24 protein-coding genes, 1 tRNA gene and 1 riboswitch are annotated in these 25,989 nt (G+C 66.9%); of the genes, 8 read left to right on the top strand and 17 right to left on the bottom strand.

The features are described from left to right. Window positions 1-9: 9 nt before the first annotated feature. The 3 genes from P2G62_RS13205 to P2G62_RS13195 are packed head-to-tail and all read right to left on the bottom strand — an operon-like array spanning window position 10 to window position 2,323. Entirely contained in the window at window positions 10-609 is a 600-nt protein-coding gene (locus P2G62_RS13205; RefSeq protein ID WP_275735366.1) for a thioredoxin-like domain-containing protein, read from the bottom strand. Beyond that, window positions 606-1,169 (bottom strand): MauE/DoxX family redox-associated membrane protein, encoded by a 564-nt coding sequence (locus tag P2G62_RS13200; RefSeq protein WP_275735365.1) that lies wholly within the window; start codon window positions 1,167-1,169, stop codon window positions 606-608. The genes P2G62_RS13205 and P2G62_RS13200 overlap by 4 nt, the downstream gene beginning before the upstream one ends. Continuing rightward, window positions 1,166-2,323 (bottom strand): amine dehydrogenase large subunit, encoded by a 1,158-nt coding sequence (locus P2G62_RS13195; protein ID WP_275735364.1) that lies wholly within the window; start codon window positions 2,321-2,323, stop codon window positions 1,166-1,168. Before P2G62_RS13195 ends, P2G62_RS13200 begins: the two co-directional genes overlap by 4 nt. A gap of 287 nt (window positions 2,324-2,610) precedes the next feature. On the opposite strand from P2G62_RS13195, the gene P2G62_RS13190 reads away from it, so the two are divergent. Next, complete coding sequence (locus P2G62_RS13190; RefSeq protein ID WP_275735363.1) at window positions 2,611-3,537, top strand: helix-turn-helix domain-containing protein; 927 nt, start codon at window positions 2,611-2,613, stop codon at window positions 3,535-3,537. Between the two features lie 8 nt (window positions 3,538-3,545). Here the strand turns inward: P2G62_RS13190 and P2G62_RS13185 are convergent, their stop codons facing one another. Both P2G62_RS13185 and P2G62_RS13180 read right to left on the bottom strand, forming a co-directional pair. Next, a complete protein-coding gene (locus P2G62_RS13185; RefSeq protein ID WP_275735362.1) occupies window positions 3,546-4,427 on the bottom strand; it encodes a hypothetical protein in 882 nt (293 codons plus the stop codon). Next, complete coding sequence (locus P2G62_RS13180) at window positions 4,415-5,092, bottom strand: DUF1007 family protein (protein WP_275735361.1); 678 nt, start codon at window positions 5,090-5,092, stop codon at window positions 4,415-4,417. The genes P2G62_RS13185 and P2G62_RS13180 overlap by 13 nt, the downstream gene beginning before the upstream one ends. A 166-nt stretch (window positions 5,093-5,258) precedes the next feature. Next, window positions 5,259-5,454, top strand: a riboswitch (cobalamin riboswitch). 153 nt (window positions 5,455-5,607) lie between these two features. Between P2G62_RS13180 and P2G62_RS13175 the strand changes: the two genes are divergently transcribed. Genes P2G62_RS13175 through P2G62_RS13150 form a run of 6 tightly spaced genes read left to right on the top strand, consistent with a single transcriptional unit; the run spans window position 5,608 to window position 11,761 of the window. Next, complete coding sequence (locus tag P2G62_RS13175) at window positions 5,608-7,527, top strand: TonB-dependent receptor (protein WP_275735360.1); 1,920 nt, start codon at window positions 5,608-5,610, stop codon at window positions 7,525-7,527. Beyond that, window positions 7,521-8,363, top strand: a complete 843-nt coding sequence (locus P2G62_RS13170) for an ABC transporter substrate-binding protein (RefSeq protein ID WP_275735359.1) — start codon at window positions 7,521-7,523, stop codon at window positions 8,361-8,363. The genes P2G62_RS13175 and P2G62_RS13170 overlap by 7 nt, the downstream gene beginning before the upstream one ends. After that, window positions 8,360-9,346 carry an iron ABC transporter permease gene (locus P2G62_RS13165; protein WP_275735358.1) on the top strand — a complete coding sequence of 329 codons (987 nt, stop codon included), beginning with the start codon at window positions 8,360-8,362 and terminating at the stop codon, window positions 9,344-9,346. Before P2G62_RS13170 ends, P2G62_RS13165 begins: the two co-directional genes overlap by 4 nt. After that, window positions 9,343-10,077, top strand: a complete 735-nt coding sequence (locus tag P2G62_RS13160; protein WP_275735357.1) for an ABC transporter ATP-binding protein — start codon at window positions 9,343-9,345, stop codon at window positions 10,075-10,077. Before P2G62_RS13165 ends, P2G62_RS13160 begins: the two co-directional genes overlap by 4 nt. Beyond that, window positions 10,074-10,757 carry an adenosylcobinamide amidohydrolase gene (locus P2G62_RS13155; RefSeq protein WP_275735356.1) on the top strand — a complete coding sequence of 228 codons (684 nt, stop codon included), beginning with the start codon at window positions 10,074-10,076 and terminating at the stop codon, window positions 10,755-10,757. The genes P2G62_RS13160 and P2G62_RS13155 overlap by 4 nt, the downstream gene beginning before the upstream one ends. Continuing rightward, window positions 10,754-11,761: a hypothetical protein gene (locus P2G62_RS13150; protein WP_275735355.1), complete on the top strand. Its 1,008-nt coding sequence runs from the start codon at window positions 10,754-10,756 to the stop codon at window positions 11,759-11,761. The genes P2G62_RS13155 and P2G62_RS13150 overlap by 4 nt, the downstream gene beginning before the upstream one ends. Before the next feature lie 38 nt (window positions 11,762-11,799). Here P2G62_RS13150 and P2G62_RS13145 read toward each other — a convergent pair whose 3' ends face one another. The 3 genes from P2G62_RS13145 to P2G62_RS13135 form a co-directional block, all read right to left on the bottom strand. Continuing rightward, a complete protein-coding gene (locus P2G62_RS13145; protein WP_275735354.1) occupies window positions 11,800-14,526 on the bottom strand; it encodes a cation-transporting P-type ATPase in 2,727 nt (908 codons plus the stop codon). 290 nt (window positions 14,527-14,816) lie between these two features. Next, window positions 14,817-15,560, bottom strand: a complete 744-nt coding sequence (locus tag P2G62_RS13140) for an NAD(P)-binding domain-containing protein (RefSeq protein ID WP_275735353.1) — start codon at window positions 15,558-15,560, stop codon at window positions 14,817-14,819. A 2-nt stretch (window positions 15,561-15,562) separates the two neighbouring features. After that, a complete protein-coding gene (locus P2G62_RS13135; protein WP_275735386.1) occupies window positions 15,563-16,192 on the bottom strand; it encodes a TetR family transcriptional regulator in 630 nt (209 codons plus the stop codon). Between the two features lie 167 nt (window positions 16,193-16,359). On the opposite strand from P2G62_RS13135, the gene hpbA reads away from it, so the two are divergent. Then, window positions 16,360-18,396 (top strand): N-methyl-L-proline N-demethylase HpbA, encoded by a 2,037-nt coding sequence (hpbA, locus tag P2G62_RS13130; RefSeq protein ID WP_275735352.1) that lies wholly within the window; start codon window positions 16,360-16,362, stop codon window positions 18,394-18,396. A gap of 136 nt (window positions 18,397-18,532) precedes the next feature. Here hpbA and P2G62_RS13125 read toward each other — a convergent pair. The 9 genes from P2G62_RS13125 to sufB form a co-directional block, all read right to left on the bottom strand. After that, window positions 18,533-18,609 (bottom strand) — tRNA-Arg (locus P2G62_RS13125). A 157-nt stretch (window positions 18,610-18,766) separates the two neighbouring features. After that, window positions 18,767-19,987 carry a cysteine desulfurase gene (locus P2G62_RS13120; protein ID WP_275735351.1) on the bottom strand — a complete coding sequence of 407 codons (1,221 nt, stop codon included), beginning with the start codon at window positions 19,985-19,987 and terminating at the stop codon, window positions 18,767-18,769. An 11-nt stretch (window positions 19,988-19,998) separates the two neighbouring features. Beyond that, on the bottom strand, window positions 19,999-20,583 hold the full coding sequence (locus P2G62_RS13115) for a YIP1 family protein (RefSeq protein WP_275735350.1): 585 nt from the start codon (window positions 20,581-20,583) through the stop codon (window positions 19,999-20,001). Continuing rightward, on the bottom strand, window positions 20,580-21,071 hold the full coding sequence (locus tag P2G62_RS13110) for a YIP1 family protein (protein WP_275735349.1): 492 nt from the start codon (window positions 21,069-21,071) through the stop codon (window positions 20,580-20,582). Before P2G62_RS13110 ends, P2G62_RS13115 begins: the two co-directional genes overlap by 4 nt. Before the next feature lies 1 nt (window position 21,072). Beyond that, entirely contained in the window at window positions 21,073-22,365 is a 1,293-nt protein-coding gene (locus P2G62_RS13105) for a SufD family Fe-S cluster assembly protein (RefSeq protein ID WP_275735348.1), read from the bottom strand. Next, entirely contained in the window at window positions 22,365-23,135 is a 771-nt protein-coding gene (sufC, locus tag P2G62_RS13100; protein ID WP_275735347.1) for a Fe-S cluster assembly ATPase SufC, read from the bottom strand. Before sufC ends, P2G62_RS13105 begins: the two co-directional genes overlap by 1 nt. Before the next feature lie 29 nt (window positions 23,136-23,164). Further along, window positions 23,165-23,794, bottom strand: a complete 630-nt coding sequence (locus tag P2G62_RS13095; protein ID WP_275735346.1) for a hypothetical protein — start codon at window positions 23,792-23,794, stop codon at window positions 23,165-23,167. 24 nt (window positions 23,795-23,818) lie between these two features. Beyond that, window positions 23,819-24,361, bottom strand: coding sequence for a hypothetical protein (locus P2G62_RS13090; RefSeq protein ID WP_275735345.1), 543 nt, complete (start codon window positions 24,359-24,361; stop codon window positions 23,819-23,821). Between the two features lie 102 nt (window positions 24,362-24,463). Continuing rightward, window positions 24,464-25,984 (bottom strand): Fe-S cluster assembly protein SufB, encoded by a 1,521-nt coding sequence (gene sufB / locus P2G62_RS13085; RefSeq protein WP_275735344.1) that lies wholly within the window; start codon window positions 25,982-25,984, stop codon window positions 24,464-24,466. Window positions 25,985-25,989 lie beyond the last annotated feature (5 nt).

Genomic DNA, 25,989 nt, shown 5'->3' with positions numbered 1-25,989 from the left:
TCAGGCTCCTCAAGAGGTGATTGCCGGGCGGTCGAGCCAGGTCTGGATCGTGGCCACCCCCATGTCATGGGCGTTGAACAGGCTGTCGAGCTGTTCGCGCGAATTGATCAGCCCTTTCGAGCGGATCGTGCCGTCAGGCCCCAGCAGCACCGCGAAGGGCAGCCGCGAAACGCGATAGGCCAGCCCCAGCTCGGTCGAGTTGACGAAGGCGAAGGCGCCCAGATCGGCGGTGTCGATGAAGCGTTTCAGCTTGTCCTCATCGCCATCCGAGGCCAGCACCACATCGAGCCAGCCGCTTTCGCTGGTGCGGGCGGATTTCAGGATCGGCAGCAGTTTCTTGCACACCGGGCAGGTCGGCGAGAGGAAGAACAGCAGCGTCGCACGCCCCTCACGCGGGCCGATGCTGACCGGCGCGGTCTGGGTCAGCGATGCCAGTTCGAAGCGCGGCGATGCCTCGCCGATCTTCGGGCCGGAGTCGTTGACCAGCGCCCCCATCGGCGCGATGCGTTCGAACAGCACGCCGACCTGGCGGGCCAGCGCGAAAACGGCCACGGTCAGCGCGATCACCATCGCAAAGAGCACGGCCACGAGAAAAGTCAGCGCAGTCATTGGGTGTTTCCTTGTTCGCGCCGCAGCAGATAGGCGGCATTCGAGAGAATTTGCTCGGCCATGACATAGCCGGCGAAGGCGATCAGCGCGGCGGCGATGGCCGCCACGGCCTCGGTCCAGGCAAGCGCGCCGGGCACCATCGCGGCGCCCGCCAGCAAAACCGCCGCCAGCACCGCATTGCGGATCAGAAGCGCGGGTGTGATCGGTTGCACCGCCCCGCCGCAGCCGCATTCGACATAACGGCGGCCCCGGGCCACGTTGATGCCCATCGCCAGCGCGTAGCCCAGCAGGATCGCCGCGCCCAGCACCAGCCCCGGCAGACGGGCGCCGGGGATCAGCATGGCCGCGACCACGGCGATTTCAGCCGCCAGCAGCAGGGCCGAGGCCAGACGCACCAGCGCGGCGGGCAGCAGGTCGTAATCCTGCACGAAGCCGGTGAAGGCGGTGAAATCCCACGCCTTGTGCAGCGCCGCACGGGCGAACAGAAAGGCCGCGAAGGCCGCCGCCGAAGCCGAGGCCAGCGCCTCGACCGAAGCGGCCTGTGTCAGCGCGCCGCTCATTCCGTCACCGCGACATGCATCGCGAAGCCCACGACATCGACCTCGCCCGCCTTGGTCAGCGCATAATCCTCACCCACGGTGAATTTCAGCAGCTTGCCCTCTTCGGAGGTGCCAAACAGCAGCGGTTCTGCACCCGGGGTTACGGTGAACGACCCCATCCCCTCGGCTTCAGACCGGGCCAGCACCTTGCCCGCGACCGGATCGACCGCCCAGATTTCCTTGGAGGCGGTCTTCTGGCTGCCGTCCTTGGCATCGGGGTGCATCGAGATGAACAGCGCCCCCTTGCCCGCCGCCGCGGCCATCATGCCATAGCCGCCCGGTGCCCAGTTGCCCTCGACCCCGGCGACGATGTCGGTTTCCGACACTTTCTCGATCACGTCCCCCGCATCCGACAAACCGATCAGCTTGCCCTTGTAGGTGGCGAAATAAAGCGTCTCGCCCAGCCGCGCATCCTGCACGAAGATCGGGTCGGCATCGGCATCGAAGACCGGCGCGCTGACCGTCTTTTCGGCGCTGGCGCCGTCTTCGGACAGGGTATAGCTGGCGAATGTGCCATCCCCGCAGATCGTCGAGAATTTGGTGCCGCTCAGCGCCGGATAGATCCCCCAGCACCCGGGCGTCGGCAGTTCCTGCGTCACCGCCCCGCTGGCCAGATCGACCACCGTGATCGACGAGGCGGGCGTGGCGTTCTGCACCAGCATGAATTTCTGATCCGGGCTGAACCGCAGCAGCATCGCATAACCAAGCGCCATCGCGGCCTTGGGCGGCAAGATCACCTCGGGGCCGATGACGCCGGTCGTCACGTCATAAGAGGTCAGCGCCATCTCGTTGGCGCCATAGGTGATGCGCTTCATATAGGACGACACCGCATAGGCGGTCTTGCCATCCGGGGTGATCGCCATCAGCCCCATCGCGCCCACGGGCAGCTGTTCCTGCAGCTTGAGCGTTTCTTGGTTGAACACGGCGATCGAGCCCGCGCCGATCCATTGTTGTTCGGACACGAAGACATTGGCGCCCGGGTCGATGGCCGGTTTGGTGGTCACGACTTCAGGCACGAAATCCTCGGCAAGCGTGGCCGAGGCGAATGACAGGGCCAGCGGCAAGGCCAGCGCGGCGGGCCGCAGACAGCGGCGCAAGGTGGTCGGTTCGGACACGGTTTCACTCCATCCAGAAAGTCCCGCTTTCAGGCTAGAGGGGCGACACCGCAGGCCGCTATCCACGAGGGGGCAGAAATATCGCCTGTTTTTCAGTCAGTTGAAGAACCGCTCAAACGCGCCCCGAAACGGAAGGCGCGCAAATTTTCGGCACCTCACCCCGGCGGTGGCGAAAACGCGGGCAGGCCCCGGGGCGGGCGCGCCTTGCGCCATACGCGCCGCTTTACAGGCTATGGCCTCCGGGCGCCGCATGATCGCGCTCCGACTCGCAGCTCAGGCAAAAGACCATGCAGCCGATTCCCGCTCAGCGTTCCACCCAGCAATTCATCGACGGTTCCGAACAGGAACGCGGCCTGACCGGCTGGACCCAACGCTATGCGCAAACCGAACCCGGCCCCTATCGCGGCGCGATCGAACAGCTGACCCTGCCCGGGATCACCGTCAGCCGCGAACGGGTGGAGCGCGCGGTCGAGCAAAGCACCGCGCCGCCCGAGGGGCGGGTGATCTTCTGTCAGTCGCTGGTGCGCGCAGGCCCGTGGCGGTTCAACGCGCAAAGCTGCGCGCAGGGGCTGACCGGCTTCATCCGCGGCGGCGAGGAACATCTGGCCGTTCTGCCCGCCGGGGCCGAGGTGCTTATGGTCGAGGCCGATCAGACGCTTCTGGCCCGGGATCTGGACGAAAACCCGGCCCGGATGGTGTTGGAAGGCGCCTTTCTGGCACTGCCCGAGGCGCAGGAGGTCCGGCTGCTGGCGGAATGGTTCACACTGCTTCTGGCCACTTCGGGCGGGATCAGCGCGCTGACCCCGGATCTGGTGCTTTACAACCTTGGCAGGCTGTGGGGGCGGGCGCGGCGCGAGGCGGTCGCGCTGGGGTCCGGCACGCGCGGCGATTACCACATCTTCCGCCGCGCGCAGGCGCTGATGCAAGCCGGCGCGCTGGAAACGCCTTCGGTATCCGCGCTGGCGGCAGAACTGGGCGTGCCGGTGCCCGCGCTGCACCGGGCTTTCCTGCAGACGGCGGGCATCGGCCCGGTCGAATGGCTGCGCAGGCACCGCCTGGACGGCGCCCGCCGCGATCTGCGGCACGCCGACCCCGATACCCGCGTCACCGACGTTGCGATGAAATGGGGGTTCTTGCATCTGGGCCGGTTCTCGGCGGCTTATACCGCGCAATTCGGCGAGCCCCCCTCGGCTACGCTGCGCGCCGCCCGATAACCCCCGGCTCACAGATAAAGCGCGACGATCCCCAGCCCGACCGCGATCTGCGCAACATCGGCGGCGCGACGCAAACGCCGCCCCTGTGCCCCGCTCAGAACCTCGGTCCCGAGTTTCGCGCTGGCAAGCGCCACCGCCAGGGTGACAAGCGCCGTGCCCAATCCCATCGCCAGCACCGCCGCCGCACCCGCCAGCGGCGCGCCGATCAACACGGTCAGCAGCATCACGAACACCGCCCCGGTGCAGGGCCGCAACGCCACACCGGCAATCAGCATCAGCGCCTCTGGCAGGCCTGCGCGGGCCGCCGCCTCGGGCGCCGGGGCATGGGCATGCCCGCACCCGCACCCGTCGTCATGCGTATGCGCGACGGGCTGCGCAAGCGGCGCGGCGCCCCTGCCCCGGCGCAGCCCGAACGCCCCGCGCAGAACCAGGAAAAGCCCCAGTGCCACCAGCGCCCATTCGCCCGCCCGTGTCACCGGCCCCTCTGCCAGCCCCGTCAGCTGGCTGCGTCCCAGCCCGAACGCCCAGGCCCCGGCCAGCACCAGCCCGATTGCCACCGCCGCCTGCGCCAGGCTTGCCGCCAGCGTGATTACCGCAACCTTCAGCAGCCGCGCCCGCGCCGAGAACGCCCAGGCCCCCAGCACCACCTTGCCATGCCCCGGCCCCGCCGCATGCAGCACGCCATACAGAAACCCGAGCCAGATCAGCCCGGCCACTGCGCCCGGCTGATGCGCCTTGAGCGCGCGCACCCCTTCGGCCAGCGGCGCCTGAAACGCGCGCTGCGCCGCGACAAGCGCACCGCGCGCCTGCGCGAACAGCCCCAGATGCCAGGCCACGGCGGCAGCCAGCACCACCAGGGCCAGCACCGACAGCGCCACTACTTGCCGCATGTGATCCGTTCCTCATCGGCATACAGCCGGCCGACCGCGGGCAGACCGGCATCGGCGGGGGTGACCTCGGGGCTGAGTTCGGCAATCGCGGCGGCGAGTTCATCGGACACCGCGCCCGGATCCGCCTCGAACACCGCAGCATGGCAATCGCCGCGGCCTTCGAACCGGGGGGGCGCGACGACCGTGTAGGCGGTATAGAAATCCGGGTCGTACGGGCGGATCACCAGTTCGCGGCCCGTCAGATCCAACGGCGCCCGCAGCATCCGGGTATGCACCGAAACCGCGCGCCCGTCATGCCATTCAGCGGCCCAGTCGCTCGGCCCCTGCAAGGCCACCGGCTGCCCGGCGAGTTCGATCTCGATATCGCCGCCATAGTCCGCGGGCCAATCCGCATCCCAGGTCTGGAAGGCCGCCAGCTCATCACCCGCAACCCTGCCATCGCCGTTGTGATCGTATTTGCCGTCTTCAACCATCAGCAGCGTGAACATCTCGTCATAATCCCAGCGTGCCCGCAGCCCGACAAGCCGCCCGTCGGCATCGAACAGAAGGCTGTGGGTGACATCGACGAACAGATGCGGATGTGCGGCCACCGGCTGCGCGGTAAGAACCGCCAGCGCAAAACAGGCGAGCGTAAGGGAACGGGGCGAAAGGCGTGCCTGGGTCATGCCCCGATCTAGCGGCACCGCCCCCCGCCTGACAAGCGCCCGGCACCCGCCTCGCACCGAAGTTACTTCATAACATGCGCTGCCCCGCACGAAGATCTGCTCCCCTGCCGTCGACTGGCGCCGGACAGCCCGTGCGATGCGGGCTTGACTTCACGGAAAACTTGTCTTTCCTTGACCGCGTTCAAGTTCCGGCCATCCGGCCGGATTAAAAGGGAACACGGAACGGCTTCGGCCCAGACCGTGGCTGCCCCCGCAACTGTGAGCGGTGAGCAAGGCCAACGACGCCACTGGGGGTTCCCCGGGAAGGCAGGCCAAGCTTCGACCCGCGAGCCAGGAGACCTGCTTGGACGATCACCCTTTCCGGGCGCGGGGCGCGCCATGGGAGCGGCATGATCCGCAGAGGTGACACTGGTCGCTGTCTGCGGAGAACTCTTCGCAGGCGTCTTTTGGTCACGCGGGCTTTGCCCGTTGGATTTGCATTGCGGGCTTTCGGGCCCGCCAAGGGGATGGAAACCATGTGTTCTGCCCGCGCTTTGCGCTTTCTGCTGCTTTCCGCAGCCTGCTTCGTCACGCCTGCCGTCGGCCATTCGCAAGAGGCCACGACATCCGATGTCTTCATCTTGGATGAAATCCTTGTCTCTGGCGGCCTGACCGGCATCGCCAAGGACAATTTCACCCGCGCCTACAGCCAGATCACCCGAGAAGAGATCGCCCGGCGCGGCCTCAAGACCGTGGAAAGCGCCCTGCGGGCCCTGCCGGGGCTGTCGGTCGTATCCACCGGCGACAGCATGACCTCGGTCTTCATTCGGGGCGGGGAAAGCAATCACACGCTGGTGCTGATCGACGGGGTCGAGGTGAACACGACCACCAATGGCAGCTACAGCTTTTCGGGACTGTCAGCCGCCGACATCGACAGTATCGAGGTGCTGCGCGGACCGCAGGCCACGCTTTACGGCACCAGTGCGATGGCGGGGCTGATCGCGATCACCACGCAGAAGGCGGACAAGCCGGGCCTGTCTTATGGCGGCGGCGTCGAACTGGGCGGCCTGGACAGCCATATGCTCAACGCCTCTCTGCGGCAGGGGTTCGCGCGCGGGCAGCTGTCCTTTGCCGCCGAAAGCCGCCGCTCTGACGGCGAAGACGGATCGCGCACCGGCGGCGATACCGAGTTCAACAACATGGACACCGTGTCGCTGAACGGCGACCACGCGGTGACCGACAGCGTGACGATCGGCTTCAGCCTGCGCCATTTCACGCAATCCTACGGCTATGACGGCACCGACAGCGCCGCGACCCGCCCCGAGGATTACATCGTCGATTCCGGCGATACTGCGGATCGGGACGAAAGCTATGGCAGCCTCTGGGCCGAGGCCGAGGCGCTGGACGGGCGGTTGCTGAACCGGCTGGAGCTGTCCGCGATGGACCAGGACACCAGCTACGATTCCCCCAGTTGGGGCGTGTCGAACTATGGCTCCACCCGCCAGGCACTGAAATACACCGGCAGCTTCGCGCTCGACGGAACCGAGGCCCGGGGGGCGGCGCAAAAGCTGAACCTGCTGCTGGAAGCCGAACGCGAGACCTTCGATGTTGCGACGGCCTGGTCGACGGGCAAGGAAAGCCGCAACAGCCGCTCGGTCGCGCTGGAATATCAGGGGCGGTTCGACAACGGAATCGACCTGCAGGCGGGCGTGCGCCACGATGTCATCGACGTTTTCGAGGACCCGACCTCGTGGAACCTGTCGGCCGCCTGGCGCCAGCCCGGTTCGGCGCTGCGGCTGCGCGGTTCGGTCGGGCGGGCGACGGTCTATCCGACGATGTACGAGCAGTTCGGCTATACGCCCGGCCTGTTCACCGGCAACCCGGATCTGAAACCCGAACACAGCCTGAGCTATGAACTCGGGGCCGATCTGGATCTGCCGGAAGGACGCGGCACGCTCGGGGTAACCCTGTTCCAGAGCGATATCGAGGACATGATCGCCAGCACCGGCACCAGCGCGACCAACCTTGCCGGCACCAGCACGCGCAAGGGGGTGGAACTGAGCGCCACCTGGCAGGCCAACGACTGGCTGCATCTGGCCGGAAGTTACACCTATACCCATGGCCGCAGCCCCGGCGGAGAGCGTCTGGTGCGGCGTCCGGCACATGAATTCGGACTGCAGGCCAGCGCCGACATTCTGGACGGGCGCGCGAATGTAAGCGCCGATCTGCGCCATGTTGCGGGCAGTTACGATCAGGAATGGTTCGGGGCGGGATCGGGCACGATCAGCAAGCTGGCGCAGTTCACCACGGTCGATCTGGCCGCGCGCTATGACCTGACCGCGAATGTCGCGCTGACGGGCCGCATCGTGAACCTGTTCGATGCGGATTATTCCGAAGCCTGGGGCTATTACGGCCAAAGCCGCACCGCCTATCTGGGGCTGTCGGCCAAATGGTGATCCGGGGGCGTCTTGCCGCCCTCGCATTCGCGGGCAGCCTTGCGCTGCCCGCCTTTGCCGAGGCACCCGGCCGCGTGGTCTCGATCAACCTGTGCACCGATCAGCTGGCGATGATGCTGGCCGCGCCGGGGCAGCTTGTGTCGGTCACCTATCTGGCACAGGACCCGCGCGCCTCGGTGATGGCCGCGGAGGCACGGGCCTATCCGGTCAATCACGGCTTGGCCGAAGAGGTCTATCTGCTGAGGCCGGATCTGGTGCTGGCGGGCAGGTTCACCGCGCAGGCCACCGTCGCGATGCTGCAGCGGCTGGGCATCGCGGTGGTGATCTTCGACCCCGCCTATTCGCTGCAGGACGTGCGGCAGGGCATGCTCGACATGGGCCGCGCGTTGGGGCGCGAAGCCGAGGGGCAAGCGATGGCAGAGGCATTTTCGGCACGGCTGGCAGAGATTGCCGCGCCCGCTTCGGCGGTCACGGCGCCGCGCCCGACGGCGGCAACCTATGCGGCCAATGGCTATACCTCGGGCGATCGCAGCCTGTCGGGTGAAATCATCGAGGCCGCCGGGTTCGAACATCTGGCGGCCTCGATGGGCCTGCCGCAAGGCGGGGTGCTGCCGCTCGAGGCGCTGATCTTGGCCGACCCGGATCTGGTAATTTCGGGCCAGCCCTATCCCGGCGCCTCGCGCGCCGAAGAGGTGCTGTCGCACCCCGCCCTTCTGGCCCTGTCGGGCGAGCGGACCGCGATGCAGGACCGCGACTGGATCTGCGGCCTGCCGTCGGTGCTGGCGGCGATCAAGCGGCTGCGCGCCACGCGCGACGGCATCGGGGGCCAGGAATGACACAAGCACGTCTGCTCGGGGCCCTGGGCGCGCTGGTCGCGCTGCTGTTTCTGGCCGCGCTCGTCACCGGGCCGGCGCCGGTCGGCCCCGGTGAAAGCCTTGCCGCGCTGATCGAGGGCGGGCATGGGCCGCTCACCCTGGTGATGCGCGAAATCCGCCTGCCGCGCGCCATTCTGGCGGTGATGATCGGCGCGAGCCTCGGCCTGTCGGGCGCCGCGATGCAAGGCTATCTGCGCAACCCGATGGCCGAACCCGGGGTGATCGGCATCTCGGCCGCGGCGGCCCTTGGGGCGGTGCTGGCGATCCAGACCGGGCTGGCCGCGCTGTTCACGCTCGCGCTGCCGGTGGCGGCGCTGTGCGGGGCGGGATTGGGGGTCGCGCTGATCCTGCTGCTGGCCGGATCGGGCAGCAGTTCACTGGCGCTGATCCTTGCCGGGATCGCGCTTTCGGCGCTGGCCTCGGCGCTGACCGCGCTGGTGCTGAACCTCTCGCCCAATCCCTTTGCCGCCAATGAGATCGTGTTCTGGATGATGGGGTCGCTGGCGGATCGGTCCTTCACCCATGTGCTGATGGCGCTGCCGCTGATGACCTTGGGGGGGCTGATGCTGCTGCGCTGCGGGCGCGGGCTTGATGTGCTGACGCTGGGCGAGGATGCCGCGGCCTCGATGGGGATCAATCTGCGCGGGCTGCGGCTGGGGGTGGTGACCGGCGTCGCCTGCACGGTGGGCGCCGCGACCGCCGTCGCGGGGGCGGTGGGCTTCGTGGGGCTGGTGGTGCCGCATCTCTTGCGGCCTCTGGTCGGCGCACGTCCGGCCGCATTGTTGCCCGCCGCCGCACTGGGGGGCGCGATCCTGGTGCTGGCCGCCGACATCGCCGTGCGGCTGGTCCTGCCCGGGCGCGACCTGAAACTGGGGGTGCTGATGGCGCTCGTCGGCGCGCCGGTTTTCCTGCATCTGATCTGGCGCATGCGGGGGCAACAATGACGCTTCTGTCGATCCGAAACCTGAGCGTGCGGCGCGGCGGTCAGGTGCCGCTGCACCCGGCCACGCTGCAGGTGGCGCCCGGCGAATTCGTCGGCCTGATCGGTCCGAACGGGGCCGGGAAATCCACGCTGCTGCGCGCCGCACTGGGGCTGATCGCCGCCACCGGGGACAGCTCACTTGCCGGGCTGCCGCTGCCCGCCCGCGCCCGTGCCGCGGCCTGGCTGCCGCAGGCGCGCGACATCGCCTGGCCGGTCAGCGTGCGTCATCTGGTGGCACTGGCGCGAAACGGCGACGAACAGGCGCCACAGGTGCGTGACGCGCTGGAACGGATGGATGTCGCCCGCTTCGCCGAGCGCCCGGCCACCGCCCTGTCGGGCGGCGAGCAGGCCCGGGTGCTGATCGCCCGCGCGCTGGCGCAGGACACCCCGCTGCTGCTGGCCGACGAACCGATTGCCGGGCTTGACCCCGCGCATCAGATCGGCTGCATGCAATGTTTCGCAGCCCTCGCCGCCGAGGGGCGCGGGGTGGTCGCCTCGTTGCACGACCTGAGCCTGGCCGCGCGCCATTGCACGCGGATCGTGGTGCTGTCGCAGGGCCGCATCGTGGCCGATGGTGCGCCGCGCACGGTGTTGACCCCGGCCCTGCTGGAACAGGTCTTCGCCATTCGCTGCCATCTGGCCGAGGTCGCCGGCGCGCTCTGCGTTCAACCGCTGGAGGTGGTGGGACCATGACGCTTCTGTCTGCCACATTGAGCCACCCCTGGCTTGTCGTCGATCTGGGCGCGCCGCAGCGAGTGCTGAGCTTCGCCCCGCACCGGCCCGGTTTCGTCCATGCGCGCCAGATTATCTGGCGCGAGGTGCGCAATGCCGATCTGACACGCGATTTCGCGGTCGAGACATGGTTCCCCGGGCAGTTGGCGCAGCACGGTTTGATCGACGCCGTGGGGATGCTGACCTCGCGCGACATCCGCCGCTACACCCGAGCCGAGGCCTGCGTCGAAGGTATCCGGGCCGCAGCCCTGGCCACGGTGGGGCTGGGCAATGCCGAACGGGTCGGCCACCGTCAGAACCGGCCCGGCCCCGAAGCGGGCGGCAGCTATGGCACGATCAACATCGCGGTGCAGCTGGCAGGCCCCGCCCCCGGCTGGGGCCTGACCGAAACCGCGCAGATCGAGGCGCTGACGATTGCCGCACAGGCGCGCACGGCGGCGGTGATCGCGGCCCGGCTTGATCTGCCGCAGGGACCGATGACCGGCACCGGCACCGATTGCCTGGCCCTGGCCGCCCCGCCGGGCACTCAGAACTTCGCGGGACTGCATACCGCCCTGGGCGAGGCCGTGGGCCATGCCGTCTATACCGCCGTGACCGCCGGGGCACAGGACTGGATCGCCGAAAACGGGAGTTTGAAATGATCGACATTCGCAAGACCCTACTGGAAGCCCTGGAAGACCCCGGGCATGGCTGGTCGATGGGCTCTTTCGGGGCCATCGCCGAATTTCACCGCGATGCGGGCGAAGACACCGGCATCCTGCGTGACGGGATCGTGGCGACACGCCGCGGGGCAATCCGGCTCGAGGCGCCCGAACGCATCCATCCGGTGGCCTTCGAGACGCTTTCGCCGCGCGTGCATCGCTGGGGCCAGTCGGTCGCGCTGTGCCTGCCCGAAGCCGAGGCCCGCCGGGCCGCCCGCCGGGTGCTTACCCGGCTTGGCGCCGATACCCGGGCAATCCGGCCGATGCACCGCAAGGCCGTGCTTTACGACATGGGGCTGGGCCTGCCGCAGGTCGATTTCTGCATCCGCACCGAAGACCCCGCCCTGATCGCACAGCTGGATGCCGCGGTGGGGCGCTCGGTCCTCGATCCGGCCAATCCGGCGATGGGGGCGATCCTGAGGGCGCATCCGCACCGCGTGGCGCTGACCAATATCGGGCGGGTCGAGGTATTCCAGAAGATCGGCGGCCCCGATACCGGGGGCGTTTCGCCCGCCGGGCCGCACACTCATGTGCTGCCCCGGCTGATCGCCTCGGGGCGCACCCATTCGGCCAATCAGCCGATCCCGGCGGGGCTGGTGCCCTGTGGCGGGCTACATCCCGATAGCCCGATCAGCGATGCGATGGGCGCCGACCGGCCCTTCGACGCCACCCTGTTCGCACGTTTCGAAACCCTGCTCGAAGCCTGGGGGCCAGAGGGCTATCTGGACACCAAGCGCCGGGTCTGGCGGGCGCTGGAAGCCGGGGTCGCGCCCGAGGATTTTTCGCCCCCCGCCTCGCGGCAGGGACGGGTCGCGTTGCGCAACGCCCTGCGTCAGCACGCGGCAAAGGGCGGCGACGGCGCGCTGGTGCAGGGCTGGCGCGCCCGCTTCGACCGGGGGGAACCCGAGGAGGACAGCACCGAGCCATTGGCCCAGGGGCACTGAGCGTCGAGGGGGCCGGACCCACCCCCGGCCACCCTGCCCTAATCGCCCTTCGGCGCGCCCGAGGACATGCGCGCAAAGGCCAGCCGCATCTGCTTTTCCGTCTCGATCAGGACGAAGAACACCACCCCAACCGCCACGACCACGACCCCGTCCAGAAACGGCACCGCGCGCGTGCCGAACATCTGTTGCAGTGGCGGCAGATAGGTCAGCGCGAATTGCGCCGCCGTGACCGCGATGACGCTGCCCCAGACCACCTTCGTTCCCCGGACCGCGGCCCAGTTCAGCGAGGTGCCATAGATGTTGCGGATGAAAAACAGGTGGAAGATTTCAAGCACGACCAGCGTGTTCATCGCCATCGTCTGGGCCAGTTCGGGGGCATAGCCCTTGTCGGTGGCATAGCGATAGATGCCAAAGGCCGCGACCAGAAACAGCCCGGACACCAGCACGATATGCCAGATCAGCGCGCCACCCAGCAGCGGTTCGCCCCGGGCGCGGGGCGGGCGGCGCATGGTCCCTGCCTCGGTCGGCTCGAACGCCAGCGCCAGTCCCAGCGTGATCGCGGTGATCAGGTTGACCCACAGGATCTGCACCGCGGTAATCGGCAGGGCCATGCCCAGAAACAGGGCGGCGACGATGGTCATCGCCTCGCCCGCGCTGGTGGGCAGGTTCCAGCTGATGACCTTCTTGATGTTGTCATAGACCGTGCGCCCCTCGCGCACCGCCGCGGCGATCGACGCGAAATTGTCGTCGGTCAGCACCAGTTCGGCGGCCTCCTTTGCGGCCTCGCTGCCCTTGCGGCCCATCGCGATGCCCGCATCGGCACGCTTGAGCGCGGGCGCATCATTGACCCCGTCGCCGGTCATCGCAACGGTCAGGCCCCTTGATTGCAGCGCGGCCACCAGCCGCAGCTTGTGTTCCGGGGCGGTGCGGGCGAAGATATTGGTGTGCGTCACGGCCTCGGCCAGATCGGCATCGTCCATCGCCTCGATATCCGCGCCGGTCAGCACGCGGGCGCAGTTCTTCAGCCCGATCCGCTCGCCGATCGCGCGCGCCGTCATGGCGTGATCCCCGGTAATCATTTTCACCGCGATCCCGGCAGCATGGCATTCGGCAACCGCAACGATGGCTTCGGGGCGCGGCGGGTCGATCAGCCCCACCAGCCCCACAAGGGTCATCCGGCCGACCAGTTCCGCGGGCGTCAGCTCTTCGGTCTGGGGGTCTGCTGCGCGAACGGCGACCGCGATCACCCGCTCTCCCGCGCCGGCCAGATCGTCGATCCGGTCCTCCCAATAGGCGCCATCAAGCGGTTCGACACCGCCATTGGCCGCACGCTGATCGGCGCACATCGCCAAGACCGCTTCGGGCGCGCCCTTCACATGAATGAAGCGCCGGCCATCGGCGGCCCGGTGCAGCACCGACATGTAGCGATGCGCCGCGTCGAAGGGGATCACATCCAGCCGCTGCCAGTCGCGGAACGGCGCGTGCCCCTCGCCCGTGATCTTGCCCGCCAGCGCCATGAGCGCGCCTTCCATCGGATCGCCGTCGACCCGCCAGTCGCCCTCGGCCTCGTGCAACAGGGCATCGTTGCACAGGCCCGCCGCCCGGGCGAATTCCAGCAGCACGGCATGTTCGGTCGGGCTGACCTCGGCATCGCTCAGCCGCACCGCCCCCTCGGGTGCATAGCCCTCGCCGTCGACCGCATAGACATGCCCCGCCCCTGCAAGCGAGGCCGCCGTCATCTCGTTGCGGGTCAGCGTGCCGGTCTTGTCCGAACAGATGACCGAGACCGACCCCAGCGTTTCAATCGCGGGCAGACGGCGGACGATGGCGTTGCGGCTGGCCATCGCGCGCACGCCCACCGCAAGGGTGATGGTCAGCACGGCGGGCAAGCCCTCGGGGATCGCCGCGACCGACAGGCTGACCACGGCCATGAACAGCGCGCCGAATTCCATATGTCCGACGACATAACCATAGGCCAGCAAGCTGGCCGCCACGATCAGGATGAAGACGGTCAGCCAGCGCGAGAAGATGTCGATCTGCCGCACGAGTGGCGTGGACAGCGTCTCGACCGCCGAGATCATGCCGCTGATCCGGCCGATCTCGGTCTCTCGTCCGGTGGCGGTGACGACGCCGCGCGCGGTGCCCGCCGCCACAAGCGTTCCGCTGAACAGCATGGAGGCACGGTCGCCCAGGGCGGCATCAACGGCAACCGGGGCGCTTGTCTTGTCCGCGGGGACGGATTCTCCGGTCAGGATCGCCTCTTCCACCTTCAGGCCCCGCGCGTGCAACACGCGCAGATCGGCGGCGATCCGGTCGCCCGCCTCCAGAAGCACGATATCGCCGGGCACCAGCGCTTCGGCATCCAGGCTTTGCCGCCTGCCGTCGCGCAGCACCGCCGCATGGGGCGCCAGCATCCCGCGGATCGCCGCCATCGCCTCTTCCGCGCGGCCTTCCTGGATATAACCGATAATCGCATTGGCAAAGACCACCGCGAGGATCACCCCGGTATCGACCCAGTGATGCAACCCCGCCGTGACCGCCGCCGCCCCCAGAAGCACATAGATCAGCACATTGTGGAATTGCCGCAAGAACCGCAGCACCGCGCTGTCCCGGGGTGGTTCAGGCAGGCGGTTGGGGCCATGGATCTGCCCCCTGCGCAGCGCCTCGGCCGAGCTCAGCCCCGCCTCTGTCGCCTGCAGGCTGTCCAGCACCTCGGCAGGGGTTTGCGCGTGATAGTCGGATCTGCGGGCGGGTTGCTGTGTCATTCTGGATCACCCTGTCTCGATGGAATGCCGGCGCGGGCACGTCACATCTGGCGGACGGCCTGACGCAGTGCCATGGCATGGGAGGCGACCTCCCCGAAGGCTTTGGCTTTGGCTTTGGCTTTGGCTTTGGGCAGGCTATGAAAATTCCCGGCAGGAGACCACCCGTTTCTGACGCCAGCATGTCAAACATGCATTTTGTGCCGGATCGACCCCCGGGAATGTGCAAGCCAACCCGCCTGTGACCGGGCGCCCCGCGGTGGGCGCGAGACGGGCCCCGGCTGGCGCGTGGTTCAGGGCTCCGGCGGTCGAGGGGCCTGCAATCCGGTCAATCCCGCCTCCAGCGCCGCCACCAGTCCCGCATGTTCAAGCGCCTGCCGCAGCCGCTGATTGTATCCCCCCGGCGTATCGAGTGCGGCAAGCGTTTCACGGCACCCCGCGCCCTGCAGGCCCGAGGCCACCAGCGCGCGCAGGAAGGTCTCGCCCGCGGCACGGTCGGCCCCCTGTCCGGCCAGCCAGTCGGCCGCCGTGGCCACCATCAGCACGGCGGGCGACAACACCGCCTGCGCGCACAGATAGCTGCGCAATTCGTCCTGGCTGGTCACCTCGAACACGGTATTGGCCGGGCAGAAGATGTCGCGGATCAGGCCTGCGTCCCCCAGCGTCAGGATCACCGATCCGCCCTGCGCGATCGCCGGAAATGGCAGCATGATCGCCACTGCCTGCGCCGGTGCGACCAGCGCCGCCACCGCATCGAGCGACAGATCGGCGATGAACGAAACCACCCGCTGCCCCGGACGAAACCGCAACCCGGCCAGAACCGCCGACGCCTGCGCGGCCAGAAGCCCCAGAAACACCACCTCGCTGCGGTCCAGCACCTGCTGGTTCGGGGCCACGCTCACCGCCGGAAACTGCGCCGCCAGCCGCGCCGACTGCGCCCTGCTGCGTTCGGACACCACGATGCCATGCCCCTGCCCCGCGATCCCCGTCACCACCGCGGCCGCGATCGTGCCGGTGCCGATGAAGCCCAGATCCATGGCTATGCCTCCGCGCTCAGGCCGAAGCGCGCGCGAAACCGCGCGATCTCGCGCGGGGCGGGCGGGTGGCCGGTGTAGATCTCGACATAGGTCGGAATTCGCGCCAGACGGGTTTCGAGGCTCTCTTCGGCGCGCATCGAGATATAGCCGATCTGCACCAGATAGATCGTGCGGGCACGAACATCGGCGTCCTGCGGACCATGCCCCCAGCGTTCGAGCATGTCGCTCAGCGCGGTCAGGCGGCGCTGATCCGCGGCCGTGATCTGCGCCATGATCGCGGGATCTTTCAGCCCCCAGCCGCGCATCGCGAATTCCAGCCCGGCGTCGAAGGTTTCGGGCCGCAGGAAACAGCCGATGACATTCAACATCGCCTCGGTTTCCGACTCGGCATAGGCCCGGGTGGCCGCGCACAGCGGGGTGGTCGTGCGCGCCTCCCACATCTCGGCCAGCGCATCCAGCAGCGCCGCGCGCGTTTCGAAAAACCAGTAGAAACTGGTGCGTGACAGTTTCAGCCCTTCGGCCAGCGGCTTGATCTTGACCGCGTCGATACCTTCGCTGACCAGCGCGCCATAGGCCGCCTCCAGCCACCCCTCGCGCGAGCCGCGCCAGCCGGTTTCGGCCCCCTCGGCCATGGCCTGCGGGGGGGCGCAGGCGTCGCCTTGTGTCTGTTCTGTCTTGTCCATGCCACATCCTAGGCAAATCGGCCGCGGGCGGCAAGAATGTTCACCCGTGATTTATTAATTGACACATGTGAACATTTTGCGGGAGAGATTGAGAAATTCAACCGGAGCCCCGCCGAATGACCAACGATCCGCTTTTGCAGCCCTACCAGCTCAAACACCTGACGCTGCGCAACCGCATCATGATCACCAGCCACGAACCCGCCTATCCCGAGGACGGCATGCCCAAGGGCCGCTACCGCGCCTATCATGTCGAACGCGCGAAGGCCGGTGTCGCGCTGACGATGACGGCGGGCTCGGCCGCGGTCGCGCGCGACAGCCCGCCGGTGTTCAACAATATTCTGGCCTGGAAGGACGAGGTCGTCGGCTGGATGAAACAACTGACCGACGAATGCCACGATCACGGCGCGGCGGTGATGATCCAGCTGACCCACCTTGGCCGCCGCACCCGTTGGGACAAGGGCGACTGGCTGCCCGTCGTCGCGCCCAGCCACGAACGCGAGGCCGCGCACCGGGCCTTTCCCAAGCGGCTGGAAGACTGGGACATGACGCGGATCATCGGCGATTTCGCCGATGCGGCCGAGCGGATGAAGGCGGCGGGCGTCGACGGGATCGAGTTGGAGGCCTATGGCCATCTGCTCGAACAGTTCTGGTCGCCGCTGACCAATGATCTGGAGGCGCCCTATGGCGGCAGTCTGGACAACCGCCTGCGCTTCACCTTCGACGTGCTGCGTGCGATCCGCAAACGCTGCGGCGACGAGTTCATCGTCGGACTGCGCTATACCGGCGATCAGGATCTGCCCGGCGGCATGACCCGCGCCGAAGGGATGGAGGTGTCACAGAAGCTGAAAGACAGCGGTCTGGTGGATTTCCTGAACGTGGTAAAAGGCCATATCGACACCGACCCGGGCCTGACCGACCTGATCCCGATTCAGGGCATGAAGAACGCCCCGCATCTGGATTTCGCAGGCGAGATCCGCGCCGCGACCGGATTCCCGACCTTCCACGCCGCCAAGATCCCCGATGTCGCCACCGCGCGCCATGCCATCGCCGCGGGCAAGCTCGACATGGTGGGGATGACCCGCGCCCACATGGCCGACCCGCATCTGGTGCGCAAGATCGTCGAAGGCCGCGAAGACGACATCCGCCCCTGCGTCGGCGCGAATTACTGCCTGGACCGGATCTATCAGGGCGGCATGGCGTTCTGTCTGCACAATGCCGCCACCGGGCGCGAAGAGACGATGCCGCATGACATCGCCCCCGCCGCCACGCCCCGGCGCATCACCATCGTCGGCGCCGGTCCCGCCGGGATGGAGGCCGCCCGGGTCGCCGCCGCGCGCGGCCACGCGGTCACGGTGCTGGAAGCCGCCGACCGGCCGGGCGGGCAGATCCGCCTGACCGCGCAGGACGAACGCCGCCGCGAGATGATCTCGATCATCGCCTGGCGGATGGCACAATGTGAAAAGCACGGCGTCGACTTCCGCTTCAACACCTATGCCGAGGCCGACGACATCCTGGCCACCGCCCCCGATGTGGTGATCGTCGCCACCGGCGGGCTGCCCCATACCGAGGTGCTGAGCACGGGCAACGATCTGGTGTGCTCGGCCTGGGATATCCTGTCGGGCGATGTGAAGCCGGGGCGCAATGTGCTGATCTTCGACGATGCGGGCGATCACGCCGGGCTGCAGGCCGCCGACCGGATATCGACCAGCGGTGCCGCGGTCGAGATCGTGACCCCCGATCGCAGCTTCGCCCCCGAGGTGATGGCGATGAACCTGGTGCCCTACATGCGCGCGCTACAGGCCCGCGACACCACATTCACCGTGACCTGGCGGCTGCTGGCCGTCACGCGCGAGGGCAACACCCTGCGCGCGACATTGGGCAGCGATTACAGTGACATCCGGCGCGAGCGCCTGGTCGATCAGGTGGTCGTCAACCATGGAACGCGCCCGCTGGACGATCTGTATTTCGCACTCAAGCCGCACTCGTCCAATCTGGGTGAGGTTGATTACGAGGCGCTGACAAGCGGCGCCGTGCAGCAGATCCGTCGCAACCCGCAGGGCCGTTTCCGCCTGTTCCGCATCGGCGACGCGGTGGCGGCGCGCAACACCCATGCCGCAATCCATGACGCGCTGCGCCTGCTCAAGGACCTGTAACCGCCCCGGCCCGCACCCCGTGCAAGCCGGGGCGTCCTGGACCCTTCGCGCGGGAGGAAGGTCGAACACGCGGGCCAAAATGCCGATGACGCGGCACCGGCAGCCGAAGGCCAATATCCTGTAATTTCAAGAAGAATGGCGCACCCGACAGGATTCGAACCTGTGGCCTCTGCCTTCGGAGGGCAGCGCTCTATCCAGCTGAGCTACGGGTGCCTGAGGCGGGGTATAGACGAGGGCCGCGCGCCCTGCAACGGGCAATTCGCGCGAGAGGCCGCGGGAAAGATGAGTATTTTTGCCAAGAAGAAGGGCAGGACACCGCCCGCGCCCTGCCCCCTTGTTCAAGTGTTCCGGGCGCTCGCGCCGCCGGGGCTCAGCCCAGCAGATCGTGGCACAGCTCCAGCGCGGAGACGAGCGCATCGACCTCGGCCATGGTGTTATACATGCCAAACGAGGCGCGCGCGGTGGCCGACACCCCCAGATGCTGCATCAGAGGCATGGCGCAATGGCTGCCCGCCCGCACCGCGACGCCGCGCTTGTCAAGGATGGTCGAAATATCATGCGGATGTGCGGGCCCGTTCAGCGTCAGCGAGAAGATCGCGCCCTTGCCCGGCGCATTGCCCTGCACGTTGAGCCAGTTCAGCCCGGCAAAGCGCGACTGCGCGTAATCGCGCAGCGCATGCTCATGCGCGGCGATATTAGCCATGCCGATGCCCATCAGATAGTCGAGCGCCACGCCCATGCCGATCTGCTGCACGATGCCGGGCGTGCCGGCCTCGAAGCGCATCGGCGGCTTGGCATAGGTTACCGTGTCGCGGGTTACCGTGTCGATCATGTCGCCGCCGCCCAGGAAGGGGCGCATCTCGGCCATCCGGTCGCGGTGGATGAAGATCGCCCCGGAACCGCTTGGCCCGTATAGTTTATGTCCGGTGATCGCATAGAAATCGCAGCCGATATCGGACACATCCACCGGCATGTGCACACAGGCCTGCGAGCCGTCGACCAGCACCGGCACGCCCTTGTCCCGCGCGCCCGTGCAGATGGTTTTCACATCGACCAGCGTGCCCAGAACGTTCGACATTTGCGTTACCGCCACCAGCCGCGTCTTCGGGCCGATCGCGGCCAGAACGCGGGCCGGATCGAGGCTGCCGTCGGCTTCGGGTTCGACCCATTTCAGCACCACGCCCTGCCGTTCGCGCAGGAAATGCCAGGGCACGATATTGGCATGATGTTCCAGCACGCTCAGCACGATTTCATCGCCCGCCTGAAGGCGCGGCGCGGCCCAGGCATAGCTGATCAGGTTGATGCCTTCGGTGGTGCCGCTGGTGAAGACGATCTCGTCTTCCGAGGGCGCGTTCAGGAAGCGCCGCACGATACCGCGCACGCCCTCGTATTTCTCGGTCGCCAGATTGGACAGGTAATGCAGGCCGCGGTGGACATTGGCGTATTCCTCGGCATAGCCGCGGGTGATCGCGTCGATCACCACCTGCGGTTTCTGCGCCGAGGCGCCATTGTCCAGATAGACCAGCGGCTTGCCGTTCACCTGCCGCGACAGGATCGGGAAATCGGCGCGGATCTTTTCGACGTCATACATCGCAACTCTCCTCAGCCCGCCACGGGGACCGGAACGATCCCGAGGCTCAGCAAAATCACCCCCGCCAGCAGGGCCGAGGCAAAAAACGTCACGATCACCCCGGCCGAAACCGTGGACAGCCGTTCGAACCCGTGCAGCGCGGCGGTGAATTGCACCAGCAGCCAGAACATCAGCCCCAAAAGCAGCGCCGAGGCGACCACCGCCGACAGCGGGAAGAACACCATCATCAGCACCTGCACCACCTGCCCCAGGATCAGCACGAACTCCATCCACACCAGCAGCAGCAGCGCATCGGCAAACCGTCCCTGCCCGCCGCACCAGCGCCCGACAACCGTCATCGCGCCAGCGCCGTAGATCAGCAGCACACCCTGCGCCACGGCCATCGGCACCGGGCTGCCCTCGCCCAGTTCGATCTTGGTGACGAAGGCGAACATGATCTCGGCCAGCGAGCCCAGAACCGCCGACAGGGCGATCACCGCGCCCAGGGCCAGCCAGCGCGCCTGCATCGGCAGGCCCATCGCCAGGATCTGTGCCGCCGCACCGCGCGGATCGCGCAGCGTGCGGATCACCAGATCGCGCAGGAAGGCTTCGGTCATGGTGTCTCCGTTTCGAATTCGGCCACCCGCAACCCGGCAAACCAGATCAGCACGAAAGCCGCAAAGACCAGGGCGCTGACCGCAATCAGCTGCGTGCCCGCGCCCAGAAACCCGGCGACCAGCCCCTGCAGCAACATCAGCGGCGCCACGGCCAAGAGTGCCCAGAACAGCGCCAGACGCGCGCCGTAGCCGCTGCCCGTGCCGCCAAGCGCCCGCGCGCCCAGATGGCTGGCCGCTGCCAGCAGATAGAACACCGGCACCATCGCCAACAGCGCAAGCCCGGTGCCCACCATCAGCCCGGTCATCGGCAGATCCGGTTGTTCGAAGCTGAGCCGCGACAGCCGCGGCCATTGCGCGATGAAGATCACCACCAGCGCCGCCAGCAGCAGCGTCAGTGCGCGCGGCTCGGACCGGCCGCGCGCCAGATGCGCCCGCATCACCGCACGCGGCGCGCGATAGCTGCGCAGGATGTCGTCGACGGCGCCCATCTCAATCGCGATGCCGCGAAAGCCAGGCTTCGAGCCGGGCCGAGATTTCGTCGCGCAGGGTTTCATCCTCGATTTCGGCAATCGTGTCGGCAAGGAAGGACAGCACCAGCAGCGACACCGCCTGATCGTGCGGCACCCCGCGCGAACGCAGGTAGAAAAGCGCGGTCTCGTCCAGCGCGCCGGTGGTCGAGCCATGCGAACATTTCACGTCGTCGGCATAGATTTCGAGTTCCGGCTTGCCCAGGAACTGACAGTCGTCATCCAGCAGCAGCGACTGGCTGATCTGATAGCCGTCGGTCTTCTGCGCGCCGGGCTTGACCAGGATCTTGCCCTGGAACACGCCGGTCGCGCCATGCTTGAGCACCTTCTTGAACACCTGCCGGCTTTCGCCACGCTCGGCGCCGTGGGTGATGAAGACCGTGTCGTCATGGTGGAATTCAGCCACCGCACCATCGCCAAGCGCCGCACCCGCCACATGCGCCACCGCATCGTCGCCCACCATGTCGATCACGCATTCATTGCGCGTCAGCACGCCGTTGGCGGTCATGGTGAAGCTTTTGAACAGCGCCTCGGCCCCCACGCGGGCGAAGATATGCGTCACCGCGCGGCGTTCGTGATCGCGGCCCTGTGCGCGGATATGGTGGAAGCGCGCGCCTGCGGCCACGTCCACCTCCAGCACCTTGTTGAACCGCGCCCCGGCGGGGCCGTTTTCCAGCAGCGTCAGTTCGGAATTTTCTTCCAATTTGATGCAGTGATGGAGGATCGGGTCGGAATCCTCTGATTTATGGGCATAAATCAGATGGACAGGTTTGCTGACCTTTGCCGTGACCCGGATCAGCACACCATCGGTGGCCGCCGCGGTATTCAGCGCCGCCAAGGGCCGTGCGACCGGGGTCTGACCGGCGGTTTCCAGAGTGCCGTACAGCGCGCTTGCCCAGTGAATATCGGTGCCATCCGCATCGGCCAGACGGCTGATTTCCAGCCCCTCAGCCGCCAGATCATCCGAGGCGTCCGCATCGAAAATGCCATCGACGAAGACCAGCTTGATGCGGTCGATCGCATCAAAAATGGGCTCTTCGTCCTTGACTTCAAAGGTTTTTGCACGCGGCGCCCCGGCCGCGTTCAGCTCGGCCGGGTTGGTGTAGCGCCAGTATTCATCGCGCACGCCCGGCAGGCCCATCGCTGCCAGCCGATCCAGCGCCGCCGCCCGCGCGGGCGCCGAAAACCCGCCCATGGGCAGATCGAGCGCCGCCAGACGCGCCTCCAGCGGGGTTTGTTTGACCGCCACGCTCATCAGAGCACCCCTTCGATACCATGCGCCGCCAAAATTTCGGCATAGCCGTTCTGTTCGACTTCCAGCGCCAGTTCGGGGCCGCCGGTCTTGATGATCCGGCCATCGGCCATGATGTGAACGATATCGGGTTTGATATGGTCCAGCAGGCGCTGGTAGTGGGTGATGACCAGGAACGACCGCCCGGCATCGCGCAGCGCGTTCACGCCATCCGCCACCAGCCGCATCGCATCCACGTCAAGCCCCGAGTCGGTCTCGTCCAGGATGCACATCTTCGGCTCCAGCATGGCCATCTGCAGGATTTCATTACGCTTTTTCTCGCCGCCCGAGAAGCCGACATTGACCGGACGCTTCAGCATCTCGGCGTCGATCTTGAGCGAGGCGGCCTTGGCGCGCACGACTTTCAGGAATTCGCCCGCCGACAGCTCGTCTTCGCCGCGCGCCTTGCGCTGTGCGTTCACCGCGGTGCGCAGGAAGGTCATGTTGCCCACGCCCGGGATTTCAACCGGGTATTGGAAGGCCAGGAACAGGCCGGCGGCGGCGCGTTCCTCGGGTTCCATCTCCAGCAGTTCCTCGCCCATCAGCGTGGCCGACCCGTCGGTTACCTCATAGCCCTCGCGCCCGGCCAGAACATAGCTCAGCGTCGACTTGCCAGAGCCGTTCGGCCCCATGATCGCATGCACGGTGCCCGGCGCGATCGACAGGTCGACGCCTTTCAGGATAACTTTGTCTTCTTCTTCAAGTTTGACGTGCAGGTTCTTGATTTCCAACATGGATCTGTCCTTCGGGTCAGCGGCGCCGATTACATCGCGCGCAAGTAGGTTGTCAGGATCAGGCCGAGCTTTTCGGCCGGGATTTGGGTCGGGCGGGCGTCGAAAACGGCCATGCGGCCGATGGTGCCCGTGCGCGGGGAAAACGCTTCCATCGCGTGATACTCGGGGCGTCCGGTGTAGTCGTCCCACAGGACGCGCAGCGGGCGGGTGATGCGAAACAGTGTGGTCAGGAAACAGGCCGCGCGGAAGCGCCCGTCGATCAGCACCACATCGGGGTGACGAAACTCGGGCAGATCCCAGACCGAAACCGGATAAGAGGGCCAGCGCCGGAAACTCGCATCCGATACGGGATAGCCCCACTCGCGCGTCGGGCCGATATTGGCATGGTGCAGATGCACCTGGGCGCGCGGCGGATTGTGGGCGAACCAGTTCTGCATGCCCGCAAGCCAGGCCGCATCGCTTTCGACCGAGAACACCGTCTTGCCCGGCATTTCGGCGGCCAGAACGGTGGACCCGCCCGACCCGTATTCCAGGATCACCTCGGCCCCGGCATAGGCCGCGCGCACGGCTTCGGCCTCGACCCGCGGCAGGGTGAGAACCGGGCGCTCCGGCCCCGGTGCAGGCATCTTGCCGGGGGTTTGCGGGTTAGCGGCGGTCATCGCGCCCCCCGCTGTTGGGCCCGCTTAGAAGGCGAAAACGGTCCCGTGCAGGATCAGCGTGCCGGGTTCGGTCCAGGCCTGCTGCGCCGCGACCCAGTCGGGCGAAATCACCTGTGCCGCCAGCGCGGGCGCGGCAAAGGCCAGATTGTGCAACGTGCCCACGCCCGCCACAACGCCCAGGCCCTGCGCCGCGATCAGCGGCGTGGCGCGCAGTCGCAGGATCTGCGCCAGCACCACGGACACCAGCAGCGCCGCGCCGATCCCCAGAATCATCTGCGGGTCGCTCAGCGCCTGCGCCTTTTCGCCGGGCAGCGCGAAGACCCGCGCGCGGATTGCCACCGACAGCGGCACCGCCAGCAGCCCCAGCAAAACCGCCGCCATGACCCGCAAAGACAGGAACGCCGGGCGCACAGGCACCTCCACGCCGGCCTGCGCCCCGATCTGTTCGAGCGTCTGCACATGCAGTTCCTGATCGCCGACATGCAGCGTCAACTGCCCCTTGAAGCGCGCCCGCTCGCGCTCGATACGGTTCAGTCGTTCGGAAAAGGATGCGGTGGAAATGGTCATGGCCTGCCCCGGCTCGGATTCGTTTCGAAACCGAACCAATCAGCAGAGTTTGCCCGAATTGGGGCAAACTCGTGCCGGAGCCATGGCCTGTGACCCGTTGCATCAGCCGACCGAACCTTCCAGGCTGATCGCGACAAGGCTTTGTGCTTCCATCGCAAATTCCATCGGCAGCGCCTGCAGAACCTCGCGGCAGAAGCCGTTCACCACCAGCGCCACGGCCTCTTCCTCGTCCATGCCGCGGGCGCGGCAATAGAACAGTTGATCGTCATCGACCTTGCTGGTGGTGGCCTCGTGCTCGACCCGGCTCGAGTTGTTCTTCACCTCGATATAAGGCACGGTATGGGCGCCGCATTTGTCGCCGATCAGCAGGCTGTCGCATTGCGTGTAATTGCGCGAGTTTTTGGCGCGCGGGTGCATGGTGACCAGCCCGCGATAGGTGTTCTGCGCCTGGCCTGCCGAAATCCCCTTGGACACGATCCGCGATTTCGAATTCTTGCCCAGATGGATCATCTTGGTTCCGGTGTCCGCCTGCTGCCAGTTGTTGGCAATGGCGATCGAGTAGAACTCGCCTTGCGTGTCGTCGCCGCGCAGGATGCAGGACGGGTATTTCCAGGTGATCGCAGAGCCGGTCTCGACCTGCGTCCACATCACCTTGGCGCGGTCGCCCCGGCAATCGGCGCGTTTGGTCACGAAGTTGTAGATCCCGCCCTTGCCGTCCTCGTCGCCCGGGAACCAGTTCTGCACGGTCGAATATTTCACCTCGGCATCTTCGAGGATGACGATTTCCACCACCGCCGCGTGCAATTGCGCGATGTCACGCTTGGGCGCAGTGCAACCTTCAAGATAGCTGACATAGGCGCCCTTGTCGGCGACGATCAGCGTGCGCTCGAACTGGCCGGTGTTTTCCGCGTTGATGCGGAAATAGGTCGACAGCTCCATCGGGCATTTCGTGCCCGGCGGGATATAGACAAACGAGCCGTCCGAAAAGACCGCCGAGTTCAGCGTCGCAAAGAAGTTGTCGGTCTGCGGCACGACCGAACCGAGGTATTTCTTGACCAGTTCGGGGTGCTCCTTGATCGCTTCAGAGATCGAGCAGAAGATCACCCCGGCTTCCGCCAGTTTTTCCTTGAAGGTGGTGCCGACCGAAACGCTGTCGAACACCGCGTCCACGGCCACCTGCCGCTCGCCCTCGACATACGTCTCGGCGCCCTCGACGCCCGCCAGGATCATCTGTTCCTTTAGCGGGATGCCCAGCTTCTCATAGGTCGCCAGCAGCTTGGGATCGACCTCGTCCAGCGATTTCGGCTTGGTCTCCATGCTTTTCGGGCGGGCGTAGTAATACAGATCCTGATAGTCGATCGCGGGGACGTTCAGCATCGCCCATTTCGGTTCGACCATCGTCACCCAGCGGCGATAGGCCGCCAAACGCCATTCCAGCATCCATTCCGGTTCGTCGTTCTTGGACGAGATCAGCCGCACGATATCTTCGGAAATGCCCTTGGGGGCATAGTCCATCTCGATCTCGGTTTCCCAGCCGTATTTGTACGAGCCCATGTTCGCCACGGTCTCGACGGTTTCCCGATCCACACCTTCGCGGACGTCAAGTTCTTGTTCCAAAGCCATCTTTC

It is taken from the genome of Paenirhodobacter sp. CAU 1674 (genome assembly GCF_029222945.1).
In the GTDB taxonomy this organism is placed as follows: domain Bacteria; phylum Pseudomonadota; class Alphaproteobacteria; order Rhodobacterales; family Rhodobacteraceae; genus Rhodobacter.
This window is presented reverse-complemented; position numbering and strand designations above follow the sequence as displayed.